This is a genomic window from Tenacibaculum dicentrarchi, assembly GCF_964036635.1.
GTDB classification, from domain to species: domain Bacteria; phylum Bacteroidota; class Bacteroidia; order Flavobacteriales; family Flavobacteriaceae; genus Polaribacter; species Polaribacter dicentrarchi.
Map to the genome: position 1 here is coordinate 374,808 of NZ_OZ038524.1, position 20,269 is coordinate 395,076.

Annotated in this window: 20 protein-coding genes; 18 read left to right on the forward strand and 2 right to left on the reverse strand. The window is 29.6% G+C overall.

Annotated elements, in window-relative coordinates; all coding sequences use genetic code 11:
• The first annotated feature begins 1 nt into the window (after position 1).
• From ABNT14_RS01670 to ABNT14_RS01700, 7 genes are read left to right on the forward strand one after another with little or no spacing between them, the layout of a single operon-like run.
• On the forward strand, positions 2-1,432 hold the full coding sequence (locus ABNT14_RS01670) for an SDR family oxidoreductase (protein WP_101902552.1): 1,431 nt from the start codon (positions 2-4) through the stop codon (positions 1,430-1,432).
• Positions 1,429-1,695: a TIGR03643 family protein gene (locus ABNT14_RS01675; protein ID WP_101902553.1), complete on the forward strand. Its 267-nt coding sequence runs from the start codon at positions 1,429-1,431 to the stop codon at positions 1,693-1,695. The genes ABNT14_RS01670 and ABNT14_RS01675 overlap by 4 nt, the downstream gene beginning before the upstream one ends.
• Before the next feature lie 36 nt (positions 1,696-1,731).
• Entirely contained in the window at positions 1,732-2,409 is a 678-nt protein-coding gene (locus tag ABNT14_RS01680; RefSeq protein ID WP_101902554.1) for an SDR family NAD(P)-dependent oxidoreductase, read from the forward strand.
• A gap of 10 nt (positions 2,410-2,419) precedes the next feature.
• On the forward strand, positions 2,420-2,944 hold the full coding sequence (locus ABNT14_RS01685; protein WP_101902555.1) for a CIA30 family protein: 525 nt from the start codon (positions 2,420-2,422) through the stop codon (positions 2,942-2,944).
• A gap of 51 nt (positions 2,945-2,995) precedes the next feature.
• Positions 2,996-3,511, forward strand: a complete 516-nt coding sequence (locus ABNT14_RS01690; protein ID WP_431607943.1) for a glutathione peroxidase — start codon at positions 2,996-2,998, stop codon at positions 3,509-3,511.
• Entirely contained in the window at positions 3,512-3,997 is a 486-nt protein-coding gene (locus tag ABNT14_RS01695) for an SRPBCC family protein (protein ID WP_101902557.1), read from the forward strand.
• Entirely contained in the window at positions 3,987-5,273 is a 1,287-nt protein-coding gene (locus tag ABNT14_RS01700; protein WP_101902558.1) for a cryptochrome/photolyase family protein, read from the forward strand. Before ABNT14_RS01695 ends, ABNT14_RS01700 begins: the two co-directional genes overlap by 11 nt.
• A 183-nt stretch (positions 5,274-5,456) precedes the next feature.
• On the opposite strand, the gene alaS is transcribed toward ABNT14_RS01700, so the two are convergent.
• The gene (alaS, locus tag ABNT14_RS01705) at positions 5,457-8,084 is read right to left on the reverse strand and encodes an alanine--tRNA ligase (RefSeq protein ID WP_101902559.1); all 2,628 of its coding nucleotides are present in this window, start codon (positions 8,082-8,084) and stop codon (positions 5,457-5,459) included.
• Between the two features lie 256 nt (positions 8,085-8,340).
• Between alaS and ABNT14_RS01710 the strand changes: the two genes are divergently transcribed.
• From ABNT14_RS01710 to ABNT14_RS01760, 11 genes are all read left to right on the forward strand, one after another.
• On the forward strand, positions 8,341-8,841 hold the full coding sequence (locus ABNT14_RS01710; protein ID WP_101902560.1) for a sigma-70 family RNA polymerase sigma factor: 501 nt from the start codon (positions 8,341-8,343) through the stop codon (positions 8,839-8,841).
• A 51-nt stretch (positions 8,842-8,892) separates the two neighbouring features.
• Positions 8,893-9,867, forward strand: coding sequence for a FecR family protein (locus tag ABNT14_RS01715; RefSeq protein WP_101902561.1), 975 nt, complete (start codon positions 8,893-8,895; stop codon positions 9,865-9,867).
• An 87-nt stretch (positions 9,868-9,954) separates the two neighbouring features.
• Complete coding sequence (locus ABNT14_RS01720; RefSeq protein ID WP_159459529.1) at positions 9,955-12,753, forward strand: TonB-dependent receptor; 2,799 nt, start codon at positions 9,955-9,957, stop codon at positions 12,751-12,753.
• Positions 12,754-12,756: 3 nt separating this feature from the next.
• Positions 12,757-13,587 (forward strand): DUF4249 family protein, encoded by an 831-nt coding sequence (locus ABNT14_RS01725; RefSeq protein WP_101902563.1) that lies wholly within the window; start codon positions 12,757-12,759, stop codon positions 13,585-13,587.
• Between the two features lie 207 nt (positions 13,588-13,794).
• Positions 13,795-14,763, forward strand: a complete 969-nt coding sequence (locus tag ABNT14_RS01730; protein WP_101902564.1) for a M23 family metallopeptidase — start codon at positions 13,795-13,797, stop codon at positions 14,761-14,763.
• A gap of 36 nt (positions 14,764-14,799) precedes the next feature.
• Entirely contained in the window at positions 14,800-15,129 is a 330-nt protein-coding gene (locus ABNT14_RS01735) for a MerR family transcriptional regulator (protein ID WP_101902565.1), read from the forward strand.
• 13 nt (positions 15,130-15,142) lie between these two features.
• The gene (locus ABNT14_RS01740; RefSeq protein WP_101902566.1) at positions 15,143-15,739 is read left to right on the forward strand and encodes a LemA family protein; all 597 of its coding nucleotides are present in this window, start codon (positions 15,143-15,145) and stop codon (positions 15,737-15,739) included.
• 6 nt (positions 15,740-15,745) lie between these two features.
• Complete coding sequence (locus ABNT14_RS01745) at positions 15,746-16,183, forward strand: TPM domain-containing protein (RefSeq protein ID WP_101902567.1); 438 nt, start codon at positions 15,746-15,748, stop codon at positions 16,181-16,183.
• The gene (locus ABNT14_RS01750; RefSeq protein ID WP_101902568.1) at positions 16,180-17,004 is read left to right on the forward strand and encodes a TPM domain-containing protein; all 825 of its coding nucleotides are present in this window, start codon (positions 16,180-16,182) and stop codon (positions 17,002-17,004) included. Before ABNT14_RS01745 ends, ABNT14_RS01750 begins: the two co-directional genes overlap by 4 nt.
• An 86-nt stretch (positions 17,005-17,090) precedes the next feature.
• Positions 17,091-18,794, forward strand: a complete 1,704-nt coding sequence (locus ABNT14_RS01755; protein ID WP_101902569.1) for an alkaline phosphatase D family protein — start codon at positions 17,091-17,093, stop codon at positions 18,792-18,794.
• A gap of 261 nt (positions 18,795-19,055) precedes the next feature.
• The gene (locus tag ABNT14_RS01760) at positions 19,056-19,904 is read left to right on the forward strand and encodes a hypothetical protein (protein ID WP_234984987.1); all 849 of its coding nucleotides are present in this window, start codon (positions 19,056-19,058) and stop codon (positions 19,902-19,904) included.
• Here ABNT14_RS01760 and ABNT14_RS01765 read toward each other — a convergent pair.
• A complete protein-coding gene (locus tag ABNT14_RS01765) occupies positions 19,897-20,268 on the reverse strand; it encodes a DUF423 domain-containing protein (RefSeq protein WP_101902570.1) in 372 nt (123 codons plus the stop codon). The two genes, ABNT14_RS01760 and ABNT14_RS01765, sit on opposite strands and share 8 nt — an antisense overlap.
• Between the last annotated feature and the right edge of the window lies 1 nt (position 20,269).

A 20,269-nucleotide genomic window follows, 5' to 3' on the forward strand; every position in this document is an offset into this window, starting at 1 on the left:
AATGAAGATTTTAATCACAGGAACAACAGGGTATATAGCAAAAAGATTGGTATTGAAATTATTAGATGCTGGTCATGAATTAATATGTTGTGTACGTGATTTAAAACGAATTCCTGATGAAATAGAATACAAAGACAATATTTCATTTATAAAAGTTGATTTTTTACAAACCGAACAAATTATTTTTCCTTCGGATATTGATGTTGCGTATTATTTAATTCATTCAATGGCTACGGATGACAATAATTTTGAAGATTTAGAGCAAACTTGTGCTAAGAATTTTAAAAATATTGTTGAAAAAACAAACTGTAAGCAAGTCATTTATTTAAGTGGTATTGTAAACGATAGTTCTTTGTCTAAACATTTAGCTTCTCGTTTTCAGGTAGAGCAAAATTTACAGTCTTTAAAATATAATGTAACAACTTTTAGAGCAGGAATTATTGTTGGTAGTGGTAGTGCATCCTTTGAAATTATTAGAGATATTGTTGAAAAGTTACCTGTAATGGTTACGCCAAAATGGTTGAATACAAAATCGCAACCAATTGCAATTAGAGATGTATTAACTTTTTTAGAACGTGCCGTTGGAAATGAAAAATTGTATAATAAATCGTTTGATATTTGTGGTACAGAAGTACTTACTTATAAAGAAATGCTTTTACAATTTGGAGAGGTAAGAGGCTTTAAGCGTTACATTTTAACATTACCACTTTTAACGCCAAAATTATCATCGTATTGGTTATACTTTGTAACTTCTACGTCTTTTAATTTAGCACAAGCTTTGGTCGATAGTATGAAAGTTGAGGTAATTGCCAAGCCAAGTAATATCAATCAACTTTTAAATATATCGCCTATTTGTTATAAAGATGCAGTAAACTTAGCTTTTCAAAGAATAGAACAAAACGCTGTAATATCAAGTTGGAAAGATGCGATTAGTAGCGGTGTTTTTCAAGCGCAATTATCGGATTATATTCAAATACCACAATACGGTTGTTTTGTAGATAAACGTACTATAAAAGTTTCTGATGATGCTTTTACACTTGATAAAATCTGGTCGATTGGAGGAAAAAATGGTTGGTATAGTTTTAATTGGTTATGGAAAATAAGAGGTTATGCTGATAAAATTTTTGGAGGAGTTGGTTTGCGTAGAGGAAGAACACACGATACATCATTAGAAGCTGGTGACCCGCTAGATTTTTGGCGTGTTTTATTAGCTGATAAAAAAGAAAAAAGACTTTTGTTATTTGCAGAAATGAAATTACCTGGCGAAGCTTGGTTAGAATTCAAAATAGTAAATGACACTTTACATCAAAAAGCAGTTTTCAGACCTAAAGGAGTTTTAGGGCGTCTGTATTGGTATTCCGTTTTACCATTTCATGCTTTTGTATTTAAAGGAATGATAAACGCTTTGGTAAAAAATAATCAAAAATTATGAATCACAGAGATATAGATAGAATAATAGAAATGGCTTGGGAAGATAGAACCACATTTGATGCTATACAGTTTCAGTTTGGTTTAAAAGAACAACAAGTAATTGAATTAATGCGCAAAGAATTAAAACTGTCTAGTTTTAAATTATGGAGAGCAAGAGTTCAAGGTCGTTCAACCAAACATCAAGCAAAACGAATTTTCGAAAAAGGACGATTTAAATGTTCAAGACAAAAAAGCATTAGTAATAATAAAGTTTCTAAGAGATAAAAAAGAAAGTAATTGCTAATCATAAATATATAAAATATGAAAACAATTGTAATAGTAGGAGGTAGCTCGGGTATCGGAAAAGCTATCGTAAATAAATTAAAAGATACACATGAAATTATCAATATAAGTAGAACAGCACCTGAAGAGCATGAAAATGTAACGCATTATTCATGCGATGTTTTAAATGATGAACTACCAGTTTTAGAAGATATTAATGGATTGGTTTACTGCCCAGGAAGTATCAATTTAAAATCATTTACGCGACTTAAAGTTGCCGATTTTAAAACTGATTTTGAAATTAATGTTGTAGGCGCAATCAATACTTTAAAAGCATACGAAACTAGTTTGGCAAAAAACAACGGAAGTGTTGTATTATTTAGTACAGTTGCTTCTACTTTAGGAATGCCATTTCATGCAAGTATTGCAACAAGTAAATCGGCAGTTGAAGGTTTAACAAAATCGTTAGCGGCAGAGTATGCAACTAAAATTCGTTTTAATGCCATTGCTCCAACTGTAACAGATACGCCACTTGCAAAACGTTTGTTAAGAAATGAAAAACAGCAAGAGAGTATGCAAGACAGGCATCCGCTAAAAAAATATTTAACGCCACAAGAAGTAGCAGGTTTGGCTAGTTATTTATTATCAGAGGATGCAAGTTCAATAACAGGACAAATTATTCCTATGGATGCAGGAATTGTAAGTGTAAAATTATAATTGTACTCGAATGAAATGGCTAATTTTATTCACTATTTTTTTATGTATGAATGATGAGGTAATAATTTTTGATAAAAATACAACACCCCAAAATTGGATTATCACAAATGATGATGTTATGGGAGGTGTATCAACATCTTCTATGAAATTGAATACAGATAAACAACTTGTTTTTTCGGGACAAGTTTCTTTAGATAATAATGGCGGTTTTGCAATGGCTCGTTTACCTATCGCTATTAATTTTGATGATAAAAAAACAAATCTAGTTATAAAGTTAAAAGGCGATGATAAAAAGTATCAGTTTAGAATAAAAGCAAAAGAAAATCAGCGTTTTTGGTACGTTCAACCGTTTAAAACGACCAATAAATCAGAAGAAATTATTTTGCCTTTACATAAATTTTATGCTTCGTCTAGAGGTAATTTAGTTGATGTGCCAAATTATTCAGCAACTACCATTTCAGAAATTGCAATTCTGATAGGTAACAAAAAGAACGAAAATTTTAATATATCCATAGAAAAAATAACACTTCAATAAATGAAAACACTTAAAATAACTTTACTTATAACTTTATCAATACTAGTAATTATGGCATTATTTAGTTTTTTATCAAATTCAGAAACAGTATCTCCTAATCAATCTTTATATGACATAGAAATTAAAGGAATTGATGGAGAAAAATTAGATTTAAATCAATATAAAGGTAAAAAAATATTATTTGTAAATGTTGCCTCTAAATGCGGGTTTACCAAGCAATATGATGGATTACAAGAATTATATTCAAAATATAATGATAAATTAGTAATCATCGGTTTACCGTGTAATCAATTTGGAGAACAAGAACCTGGTGAAGCATCAGAAATAAAATCGTTTTGTAAGTTAAATTTTGGAGTCGATTTTCCATTAACCGAAAAAATAGCCGTTAAAGGAGCTGATAAACATCCATTATATCAATGGTTAACTGAAAAAGAAAAAAATGCTAAAATGGATTCATCAGTAAAATGGAATTTTCAAAAATATTTAGTTGATGAAGAAGGAAGGTTAATTGATGTTTTCTATTCAATTACAAAACCAATGAGTTCTAAAATAACAAGTCTTTTGTAAATGATGAATTTTAAAAAACACTCAGGAATTTATACGCTAGAAACAGCACAGGAATTAAAAATGCCGTTAGCAAAAGCGTGGGATTATTTTTCATCACCAGAAAATTTGGCTAATATTACTCCAAAATCAATGGGTTTTAATATAACCTCAAAAGTTGATAAAAAAGCATATCCTGGGCAAATAATAACGTATAAAGTATCGCCTGTTCCGTTTGTGAAAACAAATTGGGTAACAGAAATAACGCAAGTAAAAGAACAAGCTTTTTTTATTGATGAGCAACGTTTTGGACCTTATGCAATGTGGCATCACGAACATTTTTTTGAAGCTTTGCCAAACGGAAATACCTTAATGAAAGATAAAATATCGTATAAAATACCGTTAGGTTTTTTAGGACATATAGCACAAGCTCTTTTTATCAAAAAACAATTAAAAAGTATTTTCGAATATCGATTTGTAACTTTAAAAAAAATGTTTAATGACAAATAAATTAGCGATATTTTGGTTTCGTAGAGATTTGCGCTTAGAAGATAACGTAGCATTATTTAACGCTTTAAATTCATCAAATAAAGTAGTTCCTTTATTTATTTTTGATGAAGATATTTTAGATAAATTGCCAGAAAATGATGCCCGAGTTTCATTTATTTATCAAACATTACAGCAATTAGATACTGATTTAAAAAATGCAGGTTCATCTTTATTGATAAAAAAAGGAAATCCGCTAGAAGTTTGGAAAACAATAATTTCAGAATTTGATATTTCGGCAGTTTATACCAATAAAGATTACGAACCGTATGCTTTACAAAGAGATGCAGAAATTCATGATTTTTTAAAATCAAAAAGTATTGATTTTTTAAGCTATAAAGACCAAGTTATTTTTGAAAAAGCTGAGGTTACTAAAAATGACGGATTGCCATATACGGTTTACACGCCCTATAAAAATAAGTGGTTACAGAAATTTAATGCCGAAGAAGATTTAAAAAATTATGAAATAAATTTTAATAATTTTCATCAATTTACATCAAAAACACCTCCTTTAAAATCCATAGGATTTAATGAAAGTAGTATAAAAGTAACCCCTTATAATTTATCAAATTTAGCGAATTACGATGAAGTTCGAGATTTCCCTTTTGCTGATAAAACATCTTATTTGTCGCCTTATTTTCGATTTGGCTTGGTAAGTGTTCGTAAAATGGTGCAATTTGCTTTAAAAACCAATGCGACTTTTTTAAATGAACTAATTTGGCGAGAATTTTTTATGCAAGTATTATTTCATTTTCCGAAAGTGGTTACAAATAATTTTAAGCAAAAATACGATGCTGTTCCGTGGAGAAATAACGAAGCCGAATTTGAAAAATGGTGTAAAGGTGAAACTGGGTATCCGATGGTTGATGCAGGTATGCGACAGTTAAATAAAACGGGCTATATGCACAACAGAGTACGTATGATTACGGCAGGTTTTTTATGCAAACATTTGTTAATTGATTGGCGTTGGGGCGAAGCTTATTTTGCCGAAAAACTATTAGATTATGAATTATCAGCAAATAATGGAAATTGGCAATGGTCAGCAGGAACGGGTTGTGATGCTGCGCCATATTTTAGAGTTTTTAATCCTGAAGCACAATTAAAAAAGTTCGATAAAGATTTACAATATATTAGAAAATGGATTGAAAATTTTGATGAATTAACCTATCCACAGCCAATGGTTGAACATAAGTTTGCCCGAGAAAGAGCAATTTCGACTTATAAAGAAGCGTTAAATTAATTGCAAAATAAAAAGGTTCAAAGAATTAAATCTTTGAACCTTTTTGAAGTTATTTTTTATAATTATTTGAAGCAATTTCCCGCTTTCCGCACTCGCTTTTTTTTGAAGAAAAATCAAAAAAAGAGCTCAAACAAATGCTTCAATCGGGGCTAGAAATTTCTGCTATCTTTTTTAATATTGTTATTAAACGATATATTCTTTCGCTTTTTCTAAAGCTTTAGGGATTCCGCCAGGATTTTTACCTCCAGCAGTTGCAAAGAAATTCTGTCCACCACCACCTCCGTGGATTAGTTTTCCTAATTCCCTAACAACTTTACCAGCATCATAACCACGTTCAGCAGCTAATTCTTTCGAAATATAACAAGTTAACATTGCTTTATCTGCTTTTTCAGAAGAAGCAAAAAATAAGAATAAATTTTTAAAATCTTTTCCTAAAGCAAATGCTAAGTTCTTGATTCCGTTGGCATCTAAAGAAACTTTAGTTGCTAAAAATTGAACACCATTTATTTCCTGTAATTGATTTCTCAATTCACCCGATAAATTTTCGGCCTTTTCTTTAAGTAACTGTTCTACTTGTTTTTTTAAAGTAGCGTTTTCATCTTGTAAATTAGTTACAGATTTTACAACATCTTTAGGGTTTTTAAATAGTTGTTTTATATCAGTAAAGTTACGTTCAATATCTTCAAAATAATCACCAACAGCTACATTTGTAATTGCTTCAATTCTTCTAATTCCTGAAGCAACAGCTCCTTCCGATTTTATTTTAAAATACCAAATATCACCAGTTTGTGGAACGTGAGTTCCTCCACATAATTCCATTGATTGACCAAATTTAATGGCTCTTACGGCATCGCCATATTTTTCGCCAAATAAAGCAATTGCACCTTCATCAATAGCTTGTTGCATCGGAATATTTCTTCTTTCAATTAAAGAAAGATTTTCACGAATACGAGCATTTACAAAATCCTCAATTTCTTGTAATTCATCCGAAGTTACTTTAGAGAAATGAGAAAAATCGAAACGTAAATGTTTAGGACTCACTAACGAACCTTTTTGTTCAACATGAGTTCCTAAAATTGTACGTAATGCTTGATGTAATAAATGCGTAGCAGTATGATTACTTGCAGATAAATCTCTACTATTTTTATTTACTACGGCTTTAAATTTTTCTGATAAATCTGCAGGTAAACTTTTGGCGTAGTGAATAATTAAATTGTTTTCTTTTTTAGTGTTTACCACGTAAATTAAATCTCCGTTAGAAGTTTCAATATGCCCAACATCACCAACTTGTCCACCGCCTTCAGGGTAAAAAGGAGTCATATTAAAAACTAATTGATATTGTTCACCATCTTTTTTTGTGGTTACTTTTCTGTATCGAGTTAATTTAACATCAGCAGTTAAAGTATCATACCCGATAAATTCCTCTTCGTCATCTTCAATTAAAACATTCCAATCATCAGTTTCAATAGCTGTTGCAGCTCTTCCTCGGTTTTGTTGTTGTTTTAAAGCTTCTTTATATTCTTCTTTATTATAGTCTAATCCTTTTTCAGATAAAACTAATGCCGTTAAATCTTCAGGAAAACCGTAAGTATCTTTTAATTCAAATACTTTTTTTCCTGAAATTGTTTTTTCAGTAGCGTTTGCAGTTATGGTATCTAGCAATAATAACCCTTGCTCTAATGTTTTTAAGAAAGATTGTTCTTCTTCTTTAATAACATTTTTAGCTAATTGTTCTTGTGCTTTTATTTCAGGAAAAGCATCACCCATTTGGTCGCTTAAAGTGGCAACTAATTTATAGATAAAAGGTTCTTTCTGATTTAAGAACGTAAATCCGTAACGAATAGCTCTTCTTAAAATTCTTCGGATAACATAACCAGCACCTGTATTACTTGGTAATTGACCATCAGCAATAGAAAATGCTACGGCACGAACGTGGTCGGCAATAACACGAATTGCGATGTCTGTTTCATCACCAGCAATTTCAGAATTTTCGTATTTTACGTTTGTAATAGTTTCTATTTCTCTGATAATCGGAGTAAAAACATCAGTATCATAATTAGATTGTACACCTTGTAAAGCCATACATAAACGTTCAAATCCCATACCAGTATCGATATGTGTTTTAGGTAAATTCTCTAAACTTCCATCAGCTTTACGGTTGAATTGCATGAAAACTAAATTCCAAACTTCTACCACATGCGGATGGTCTAAATTTACTAACGATGCACCAGAAACTTTTGCTTTTTCTTCGGCAGAACGAATATCAATATGAATTTCAGAACAAGGTCCACAAGGTCCTTGTGCGCCCATTTCCCAGAAATTATCTTTTTTATTTCCTAATAAAATACGGTCTTCAGCAATGTATTGTTTCCAAATATCATAAGCTTCTGTATCTTTTGCTAAACCTTCTTTTTCATCACCTTCAAAAATAGTAACATATAAAATGTCTTTATCTATTTTATAAACTTCAGTAAGTAATTCCCAAGCCCAAGCAATCGCTTCTTTTTTGAAATAATCGCCAAAAGACCAGTTACCAAGCATTTCAAATAATGTATGATGATAAGTGTCTTTTCCAACTTCTTCTAAATCGTTATGTTTTCCAGAAACACGCAAACATTTTTGAGAATCGGCAACTCTAGCATCAACTATTTTTTTTTGTCCTAAAAAATATTCTTTAAAAGGAACCATTCCCGCATTTACAAACATTAAAGTAGGGTCATTCTTTAACACCATTGGTGAAGATGGAACGATAGCATGGTTTTTAGATTTATAGAATTCTAAAAATTTTGATCTTATTTCTTGAGATTTCATATGTTTTGAGCTCGAAAATTTTGTTAAATAATCATTAAAAAACAGCTAATTAGATGCAGTTTTAAAATAGTTATTATATTAGTTGCTAAGTATTGTATTTTTATTACTTACTTGAAAAAGACAAAAATAAGATATTTAGTAGTATGAAAGCAAAATGTTTTTTTAATCAGCTTGAATAAAAATAAGATGAATTAAATTTTATTTAAGTGTATTTAAAAAGAACATATTAAGTGGTTTTTTAGCATAAAAAAAATTGATGAAATTAAAAGAAAAGGTAGATTTTTCAGCGTTGTTTGATACACATTATGAAAAATTATATAACTATACTATTAAAATAGTAAAGGATGAGAGTATATCGAATGATTTATTACAAGATACTTTCATAAAGTTATGGGAAAATATCGATTCGATGAAAATAAATCATCGCTCTATAGAATCTTTTTTAATTATAACATTAAAAAATAAAATTATAGATTATTTCAGAAAAGAAAGCGTAAAAAAGAAGCACTTAAATTTATATGTTTTAAATAAAGATATTGAAGAAGAAATAAATAATGAATGGGATTTACAAAAAAAAATAGAAGAAGTATATACCTTACTTCCTCAAAAAACAACCGATATTTTTAAGCTTTCAAGAGATAAAGGACACACTTATTCCGAAATAGCATCCATCAAAAATATATCAATAAAAACTGTAGAAGCTCATATTTCAAAAGCTTTGCAAGTTTTTAAAAAAGAATTAGTAAATTTTTTATAAAAAAATATAGGGTACTTGTTGTTGAGAAACGTTTTATAATAAATCTCATTTATGAAACGAGACAAAATAAAAGAAACAGATCTTTGGGCTTATATATCAAATACGGCAAGTGTTACTATTAAAGCTAAGGTTGAGCGATGGAAAAATTCAACAGAATATGATGAGCAATTATTTGAGAAAATAAATAAAATCAATCAAATTACTAAAGGAAATAGTAGCGTACCTAAAGCTGATATAGCAATTAATAAAGCTGTCTTTTTCAAAAAAATAGAAAGTAGAAAAAAGAAAAATAACTTAAAAAAGCTTTTCTTTAAATATGCTGCGGCAGCAATAATAATATTAAGCACTTCTTTTTTCGCTTATTTTATAACACAACCTCAAAAAATATATATAGCAACAACTTACGGAGAACAAAAGGAAGTAACACTTTCAGATGGCTCAGTTGTTTGGTTAAATGCTTCGAGTAAAATTTCATATAAAGAGGGTTCTCCACGAACTATTCGTTTAGAAGGTGAAGCTTTTTTTGAAGTTGCAAAAGATAAAAAACATCCGTTTACGGTAGAAACTTCAGATAATGTTATCGTTAAAGCTTTAGGAACTAGTTTTAATATTAAATCTTATAATGAAAATGATTATTATGAAACCGTTTTATTTACAGGTAAAGTAGCAGTTAATATTGCAGATTCTGAAAAAGATAATATAATAATGTCACCTAATGATAAAATAAGAATCTTAAAAGAAAATAAACAAGTTTTAAAATCTGTTATCAAAAATAAAATGAATACTATTTCTTGGAGAGAAGGTAAAATTCAATTTAAGAATAAAACATTTAAAGAAATAGCAACTGATTTTAAAAATCAATATAATTTGAAGTTTCATTTTGAAAATGAAAAAGTATCAAATATAAAATTTACAGGAACTTTTAAAAAAATAATGCCTATAAGAGAAATTTTAGAAATATTAACAATAACAACACCTTTTGAGTATCATTTTAATACTCAAAAAAATACTTGGATTATCAAATAAAAAATAGGAGAACGGCAATTCTCCTATTTAAAAATGCTGATAAATTTAATTCTAATTCAACAAAATCATTTAACAACATTCAAATCTATGAAAAACAAACAATTTATAACCTCATTGGGGTTAAAAAATGTATCAAAAAAACATTCGTTTTTAATGAAACTCACCTTATCAATTTTTTTATTTTGTTGCTTACAAGTAGTAGCAACGAATACTTTTTCTCAAAATAATGTAACACTAAATCATAAAAATAAAAGTTTAGAACTTATTTTAAATCAAATAGAAAAACAAACTAATTATAACTTTGTTTTTAATAATGATGAGGTTAATGTTCAACAAAAATTTACTATTAATATTGTTAATGAAAATGTTAATAAAGCCGTAGAAATATTATTTAAAAATACATTAGTAAAACATCAGATAAAAAATAAATTAATTATTTTATCTAAAGATAAAGACATTTCTCAAAAGAATATTTTAAAAAAACAACAACTAAAATATACCATTAGTGGAACGGTAAAAGACGCTACAACTGGTGAAACGTTATTAGGAGCAAATGTTGTAATAAAAGATGCTTTAAAAGGAACTATAACCAATGAATATGGTTTCTATTCGATGACACTTTTAAAAGGTATTTATGTTTTAGAAATTTCTTATGTAGGATATAAAAGCAAAGAAATTAAGATAAACTTAAATAGTAATATTAAGAGAAATTTTGAATTAACCTTAACCGAAAATGCATTAGAAGAAGTTGTTGTAAATTCTACAAACAAAAGTCAAAGTCAAGTTAAAACAATTTTGACAGGAGTATCAAGCATAAAAACAGCTGAGATTAAAAAACTTCCAGCATTTTTTGGTGAGCCAGATATAACGAGAGTTATTTTAACACAACCAGGAGTTAGCTCGGTAGGAGAAGGCGCTAGTGGATTTAATGTTAGAGGAGGTAATATTGATCAGAATTTATTGCTTTTAGATGAAGCTCCATTGTATAATTCGTCTCATTTATGGGGGCTTTTTTCAGCAATTAATGCTGATGCTTTAAAAGATTTAAAGTTTTATAAAGGAGGTATTCCTGCACGTTTTGGTGGTAGAGCTTCTTCTGTTTTAGATATGAGACAGAAAGAAGGAAGTTCTAAAATTTTTAAAGGAGAAGGAGGTTTAGGTTTATTATTTTCAAGATTAACCTTAGAAGGACCTATCAAAAAAGATAAACTTAGTTTCTTAGTATCGGGACGTAGAACTTATTTTGACATATTTTTTCCGTTAGCAGGAGATGATTTAAAAAATCAAAAAATGTACTTTTATGATTTAAATACAAAACTATCTTGGAATATAAATGATAATAATAAATTATACTTATCAGGGTATTTTGGTAAAGATGTAATGAGATTTAAAGGAGAAGAAGAAGTAGTATATGATGAAGAAACAAAAACAGAGAAAAAAGAACCAGCAGGTAAAATAGATTTTTCATGGAATAATGCTACTACAAGTTTACGTTGGAATCATGTGTTTTCTAATAAATTATTTATGAATTTATCAACCATTTATAGTTCATATAAATATTCGTTAGCAGCTGAAAATGATGGCCCTTCGCAAACAGATTCAGGTAGTTCATTTGAATGGACATCATCTGTAGAAAACTATATTTTTAAACCAGATTTTACGTATTATTTGAATTTAGATACAAAGATGAGATTTGGAATTCATGGAACTTATTATAGGTTTACGCCAGCAAAATTAACTAATAATGAACAAGGAATTAAAAATATAGATTTATCAGTAGAAAAAGGCTTAGAGATAGCTCCATATTATGAAATAGAAAAAAAATGGGATAAATTATCTGTAAATATAGGTGCTCGTTATTCTTTTTTCAGAAATATAGGACCTTATGAAGTAGCATCTTACGAATCAGGTTTACCTAAAACACCAAGTACAATAACAGGACAGGTTAAATATAAAAGCGGAGAAACAATAGCAAAATATGGTGGTTTTGAACCTCGTTTATCTTTGAAATATGATGTTGATGACCGAAAATCTTTAAAAATAGGATATAATAAAATGTATCAGTATATACACTTAATGAGTAATAGTAGTGCTGCATTACCTTTTGATGTTTGGAAACTTTCGGGAAAATATGTTAAGCCATTAGAGGTAAATCAATATTCTTTTGGGTTTGCTTTTGATAGTAAAAATAGAAATTATAATTTTTCGGTAGAAGGATATTATAAAGATTTTAAAAACTTAGTAGAATATGTAAATAATGCCGATTTATTTATCAATAAAAATATTGAAACACAATTACTTCCTGCAAAAGGATATGCTTACGGAACAGAATTTTCTGTACATAAAACTAAAGGGAAATTAACGGGTAACTTAAATTATACATATTCGGTTTCTAAAAGAAAAACTGTCAGTGAATTTTCATCAGAAAATATAAATGATGGTGAATATTTTTCATCAAATTATGATAAGCCTCACATATTTAATGCAACGGCTAATTACAAGTTTAGTGATAAATGGACTATGGGAACTTTTTTTACTTTCCAATCAGGAAGACCAACTACATTAATAACAGGAAGAGGTGTTTATGGTGAAAATGAAGATAAATCTGTTTTTACATATTCTGATAGAAATGCATACCGAATGAAAAATACACATCGATTAGATGTTTCATTAACATATACTCCAGAAGCTAGTTTGTATTCAAAATGGCAAGGAAGTTGGAGTTTTGGTATCTATAATATTTATGGAAGAAAAAATGCTTTTTCTAATTATTATACTTTCTCTAATAATAATCAAAATATAGGAATATCTAAAACATTAAACAAGAAACAGTTTTCGTTGTTTGGAGCTCCAATACCATTTATTACGTATAATTTTAAATTTTAAAAAATGAAATCATCATATATACTAGTCATAATTTTAATAAGTATAATTACTTTTTTTAGTTGCTCTGAAACTATTCCGTTAGATAATATATACGAACCTCATGTAATAATAAGAGGAGGAATAACAAGAGATAATTTTATTTATGTAGATATACAACAAACTGTACCTGTAGATGTAATAACGAAAAAACCAATTAATACAGCAAAAATATCTTTGTATACTAAAGCAGAAAATAATTTAGATACAAAAATAGCCGATTTATTAGTCTTAGATGAAAAAGAGGGAAGATATGTTATCGAAAATCAGTATAATCCGGTAGTAAATAATTATTATTGGATAAAAATAACTTTAGAAGATGGTACTATTTTAGAGTCGGTTCCTGAATTATTTAAACCTAAGGTTGTAATAGATAAAATTACAAAAGAAGAAGAAAATACCCGCATAACTTTTGAAGATTTTTCAGGAGATAAAAAAGATTTTTATTTGGTTACTTATAGCTTTTATACTAAACAAGGTGATTTGATTTTTACTGATTTCTTAATTGAAAATGATGTGTTTTTTGAAGAAGGCGAAGATGCTTTTTTTGAAATAGAAGATATATCAGAAAGTGTAGAAGTTGAAATATCAAGTATAAGCTTTAACACCTATAATTTTCTGGAAAGTTATTTAACTCAAATAGAAACACAAGATATTGATGATGGAGATTTTTTTTCGCAATTATTTTCTGGTCCGCCAGCTAATTTAGAGGGTAATATTATAAATAAAAAGACTGGAAGAAAGGAATTAGGTTTTTTTGAATTATTTAACCCTACAGTTAAAAAACAAGATTTTTAAATAATGAATAATTTTTGTAATTGTAGTAAAATAGAAAAGGAACGTTTTTTAACGTTCCTTTTTTAATCCATTTTTTGTTAAATTATCATTAAAAAACAACTAATTAAAAGGAGTTTTAAAACATTTTGTAAATTTGTGTGTTTATAAGCAATACTTTTTTAAGAAAAATATTGTTTGAATAAGTAGAAAATAGAACAAATTAGCATTATGGCGAAAGTAAAATATTATTATGACTCTGAAACTTTATCATATAGAAAAATAGAGTCTAAAAAAAGCGAAACTTATAAGAAATCGTTCATAGGAGTTATAGGGGCTTTATTAATTGCATTTTTTGGTTTTATAGGATTTAGTCAGTTTTTAATGTCGCCAAATGAAAGATCTCAGAAAAGAGAACTAGAAAATTTTAAACTGCATACAGAATTGATGTCTAAAGAATTAAAAATGTTATCGGAGCGTTTATCAGAATTACAAGAAAGAGACGATAATATTTATAGAACTTATTTTGAGGCAAGTCCAATACCTAAAGAGCAACGTAATGCAGGTTTTGGTGGGGTAAATAGGTATAAGCACTTAGAAGGATTTAAAAATACCGCGATGATTACCAATGTAACCAAAGAGATAGAAATGTTATCTAAACGAATGGTGGTACAGTCAAAATCGTTAGATGAAATTGTAGCTTTGGCTAAAGAAAAAGAAAAAATGTTAGCATCAATACCTGCTATTCAGCCTGTAAAAAATCAAGATTTAAAACGAATGGCATCTGGTTATGGTATGCGATTACACCCTATTTTAAAATCATGGAAAATGCACAACGGAATGGACTTTACCTCACCAAAAGGAACGCCTATTTTTGCTTCAGGAAACGGAAAAATAAAAAAAGCACATAGAAGTACTACGTTTGGGAATGTAGTTTATATAGATCATGGTTATGGTTATCAAACTATTTACGCTCACATGAGTAAAATAAAAGCTAAAAAAGGACAGAAAGTAAAAAGAGGTGATGTAATTGGTTATGTAGGAAACACAGGGCGTTCAGCAGCAGCTCACTTGCATTATGAAGTACATAAAAATGGAAGACCTGTAAACCCTATTTATTATTATTATGGAGATTTAACTCCCGAAGAATTTGTTGCAATGCAAAAAGCATCGCAACAAAAAGGACAATCATATGATTAGTATTTAACTAAAATAGCTAAATAAAACGCCAAGTAAATGTATGTAGAATTACCTGAAAAGAGATATTATAAAATAGGCGAAGTAGCAAAAGCTTTTGATGTTAATGTATCATTAATTCGATTTTGGGAACAAGAATTTGACATCATTAAACCTAAAAAAAATCCCAAAGGAAATCGATTATTTACTAGAGAAGACATTGAAAATTTCAAATTAATTTTCAACCTCGTAAAAGAAAGAGGTTTTACCCTAGAAGGCGCTAAAAAGAAGCTAAAGAGAAACCCTATAGATGTTATAAATAATCACGAAATTATTAGTAGATTAGAGGCTGTTAAGGCAACTTTACAAAAGATAAAAAATCAGTTATAAAAATAAAAAAAAGATGAAAAAATTCATACCAATTATTATAGTAGCTATAGTAGCATTTTCAGTTTTTAAATGGGCTGTAAATTTTCAAAATACTGCTGTAGAATATCAAGAAAATGCAAAAACAACTTGGTCTAATGTAGAGAGTTCGTATCAACGTAGAAATGATTTAATCGGTAACTTAGTAAAAACTGTACAAGGCGCTGCCGATTTTGAAAAAAACACGTTAATTGGCGTTATTAATGCAAGAGCTAAAGCAACTTCGGTAAATATAAATGCGGGCGATTTAACCCCTGAAAATATGGCGCAATTTCAAAAAGCACAAGCAGGTTTAAGTGGTGCTTTATCTAAATTATTAGTATCGGTTGAGCGTTATCCTGATATTAAAGCAAATAAGAATTTTTTAGAATTACAAAGCCAACTAGAAGGAACAGAAAACAGAATTAACGTAGCACGCGACCGTTTTAACGAAAGCGTAAATATTTACAATAAATTAATCAAAAAATTTCCAGGATCTTTCTTAGCAGGGCTTTTTGATTTTGATGAAATGAACCGTTACAAAGCAGATAGAGGTTCTGAAAATGCACCAAATATCGATTTTAACTTTAAATAAAAATAAATGCTTCAAGTAGAAAGTTTTCTTACTATTCAAGAAGAACAAGAAATTATTTCTGCTATTCAAATTGCAGAGAAAAACACTTCTGGTGAAATTAGAGTTCACATAGAAGCATCGACTAATATAGTGGTTTCTCAGCGTGCGCTAGAAGTGTTTCATCTGCTAAAAATGGACGCTACCAAATTGCAAAATTCGGTATTAATTTATGTAGCAGTACATGATAAAAAATTTGTTATTTATGGCGATAAAGGTATTGATAAAGTAGTGCCTGAAAACTTTTGGAATACTACAAAAAACACCATGCAAGCTCATTTTATAACAGGGAAATTTAAAGAAGCTATTGTTGCAGGGGTTTTAAAAACAGGACAAGAATTAAAAGCTCATTTTCCTTGGAAACCAGATGATAAAGATGAATTGTCTAATAAAATATCAAGAGGATGATTCAAAAAAAAATAAGGAATAAAATAGTGTTTTTTAGCGTTGCTTTTTTACTTTTAAGTATTCAAACTATTTTTTCGCAAGGCTTTAAAATTCCTGAAAAACCAGCTTTTCAAACTAGTGTTTATGATTATGTTGGGTTGCTTTCTCGTTCACAAAAATCACGTTTAGAAAGTAAATTAATTAAATATTCAGATACTACTTCTACTCAAATAGTGGTGGCAATTATTAATTCGACCGAAGGTGAAAATATTAACTATTTAGCGGCTAACTGGGGCGAAAAATGGGGCTTTGGGCAAGCAAAAGAAGACAATGGTGTTTTTGTTTTATTAGCACATAAAGACCGTAGAATATCCATTCAAGCAGGTAAAGGAACGGAACATTTATTAACCGATTTTATCTCTAAAAGAATTATCGAAAGAAATATTATTTCAGCTTTTAAACAAGGTGATTATTACACGGGTTTAAATAACGGAGCCGATGCTATTTTCAAAACCTTAAATGGCGAATATACAGGTAGCAGGAAAGAAAAAGACGAATTTGACCCTAGTATTATCATTTTTATAATTATTATAGTCGTATTTTTTATTATTATTTCAAGAGGTGATAAAAATAACCGTGGAGGTGGAAAACGATATCGAAAAACAAGCAGTACTGGTAGTATTTTCGAAACCATAATTTTAACTAATTCAGGACGCGGTAGTTTTGGAGGCGGAAGTTTTGGAGGCGGAAGTTTTGGTGGTTCATCAAGCGGTGGCGGTGGCTTTGGTGGCGGTTTTGGCGGTGGTAGTTTTGGTGGTGGTGGTGCTTCTGGAAGTTGGTAGAACGAGTGTGTAGTATAAACTTAAATTAACCTTAAGGAAAACTAGCTTAACTACTTTTGCTGAAAATTAATTAGCAAAACAACAAGATGACAACAAACATTAAAAGGAGAAATTTTTTAAAAAATACTCTTTTAGCAAGTGGTGGAATACTTTTCGCAGCAAATTTTATTAGCTGTACTACTGATGATCCAATAACAAACCCAATTCCTACTAATTTATCCCAAGAAAACTTTAATGAAGGCGTAGCAAGTTTTGACCCTACAAATTCACAGGTAATTATTTGGACACGTTACACAACCTCTAAGCCTTCGGTAGCAATTACCTGGCAATTGTCAACAGATGAAAATTTTGAAAATATTGTACGTCAATCAGAGGTAATTACCGATGCTTCTCGTGATTATACCCTGGCTGTTGAGGTGAAAGAATTAGCTGAAAACCAAAAATTATATTACCGTTTTATCAATATTGAAGAAAAAACAACCTCAGTAGTTGGTAAAACATTAACCTTTGGAGCTAAAACTGCCGATGTAAAATTAGCCGTCACTTCTTGTGCAAATTATGCCTACGGATATTTTAATGTATATGAGGCAATTAATAATTCTCAGGCTGATGTGGTGGTTCATTTAGGCGATTATATTTATGAATATGGCGAAAATACGTATGGCTCATTTAGAACGCCAAATCCGAAAGGCGAAATAATTTCTTTAGATGATTACAGAACCCGTTACCGTCAATATCGTTCAGATAGCAAGCTAAAAGAATTGCATCAAAACAAACCCTTTATTTGTATTTGGGATGACCATGAAGTTGCAAACGATTCGTATAAAGATGGGGCTGAAAATCATCAAGAAAACGAAGGAAGTTATACTGCTAGAAAAAATAGCGCCTTACAAGCTTACAGCGAATATTTACCAAACACGACTAATATTGCTGATAATGAAATTATCTACAGAAATTTAAAAATAGGAAATTTAGCCGATTTAATTTTATTAGACACCCGAATAATAGGACGTGACAAACAATTAGAATACGCTGACTTTTACACTTCAAAAGGCGAGTTTGATGTTGCTTCTTTTCAAAAAGAATGGTTAAATCCTAACAGAACCATGCTAGGAACTACCCAAAAAACATGGTTTACAAATCAAATAGCAGCATCAAATGCGAGTTGGCAAATTATCGGGCAACAAGTTTTAATGGGTAAAATGCTAATGCCTGCCGAATTATTACCAATTTTAGCCCGTGTTTCGGCAGAAGCAGCAGCAATTGGTGGCGCATCGGAAGCAACTTTTGGCGCATTTCAAAAAGCGATTACCGAATTGGTAACGATTAAAACAAGGTTTTTACAAAAAGATCCAAGTTTAACACCTCAAGAAATAACAAGAATAAAAACTGTTTTACCATATAATTTAGATGCTTGGGATGGGTATTTTATGGAAAGAGAAGCACTTTTAGCTAGCTTCAAAAATAAAAAAGTAGTTGTTTTAGCAGGCGATACTCACAATGCTTGGCAAAGTGATTTAACCAATACAAGCGGTGAAAAAGTAGGGGTCGAATTGGCAACAAGCTCGGTATCATCACCAGGATTAGAAAAATATTTAGGCGCAGGAGCATTGCAATTAGAACAGGCATTAAAACTGTTAGTCGATGACTTAAATTATAGCGATTTTTCACGAAGAGGTTTCATGGAATTGCAAATAAATCAAGCATCGGTTGTTTCAAATTGGAAGTTTGTAAACACGGTAACTAGCGAAAGTTACACTACAAAAACAGGGCATAGCCTAACGGTTTAAAATTAGCCGATTAAATTAAAAAATTAGATAAAAGAGTTCCTTGAAATTTATTTTGAGGAGCTTTTTTTATTTAAGTGTTTTTTGAAGCAATTTCCCGCTTTCCGCACTCGCTCTTTTTTTGAAAAAAATCAAAAAAAGGAGCTCAAACAAAGCTTCAATCGGGGCTAGGGGTATTTGCAAATTATTAAAATTAAGCAAACAAATAAAGTTACTTCTCTAAAAAATAAAATCGTATTATTGCGCTTAATAACCGTGTTTTTTATGAAAATAATAATGATATGTTTTGCTTTTATTTTATTAATTAGTTGTCAAAACTTTGGCGAATTAAAACTGAAATGTAATTTGCCAAAACAACTAGAAGAAGTTTCAGGAATCGAAAAAATAAAGAATAACGAATTACTTTGGATGCTGAATGATAGCGGAAATAAATCCATTATTTATGGTGTTGATATTACGGGTGAAATTATCCGTGAAGTTGCTGTAAATGCTAAAAATAATGATTGGGAAGATATAGCATCAGATGAAAAAGGAAACTTATATATCGCTGATTTTGGAAATAACGATAATAAACGTAAAAATTTAAAAATTCTTAAAATAAATCATCAAGACTTATTAGAAAAAGATATTGTTGATGTTGAAAAAATTAAATTTTCGTATGCTTCACAAAATAATTTTCCTCCTAAAAAGAAAAAGCGTTTTTTTGATGCCGAAAGTCTACTATATAAAAACGGATTTTTATATATTTTTACTAAAAGTAGGGTTAAAAATAAGTACGGAATAACAACATTATATAAAATTCCTGCTAAAAAAGGAAATCATGTAGCAAAGCGTATTTCAACTTTTGAAACTTGTAATGATTTACCTTGTTGGATTACCGCAGCAGCAATATCTTCTGATGGAAAAAAAGTAGCCTTATTAAATGGTCAATCCGTTTTTATTCTTACAGATTTTATCGGCGATGATTTTTTATCAGGACAAATTAAAGAATATCCGCTAGGGCATGTATCTCAAAAAGAAAGTATCACTTTTAAAGATAACAATACCCTTTATATTGCTGATGAAAAAGCTCATGGAAAAGGTGGGAAGTTATATGAATTTTCGATTAAATAAACGCAATCAATAACATAATCCACCCAATAACTAATAACAAACCGCCGATTGGCGTAATTGGTCCTAAAAACGACATTTTTTTTCCTTTGGCATCAGATAAAACTAATCCGTAAATACTAAAAGAAAAAAGGAGTGTTCCTATTATAAAAGACAAACTCATTAATGGGTCGGGAGTTGAAAAAGAGCTTCCAATAAACAACAAAACAATGGCGTGATACATTTGATATTTTACGCCTGTTTCAAATGAATTTAATTGTTCTTCAGATAAAATTTTCTTTAAAGCGTGTGCACCAAAAGCACCAAAAATCACCGATAATCCTCCAAATAAAGCTCCTGATATTAATACTATTTGTTGTGTAATCATA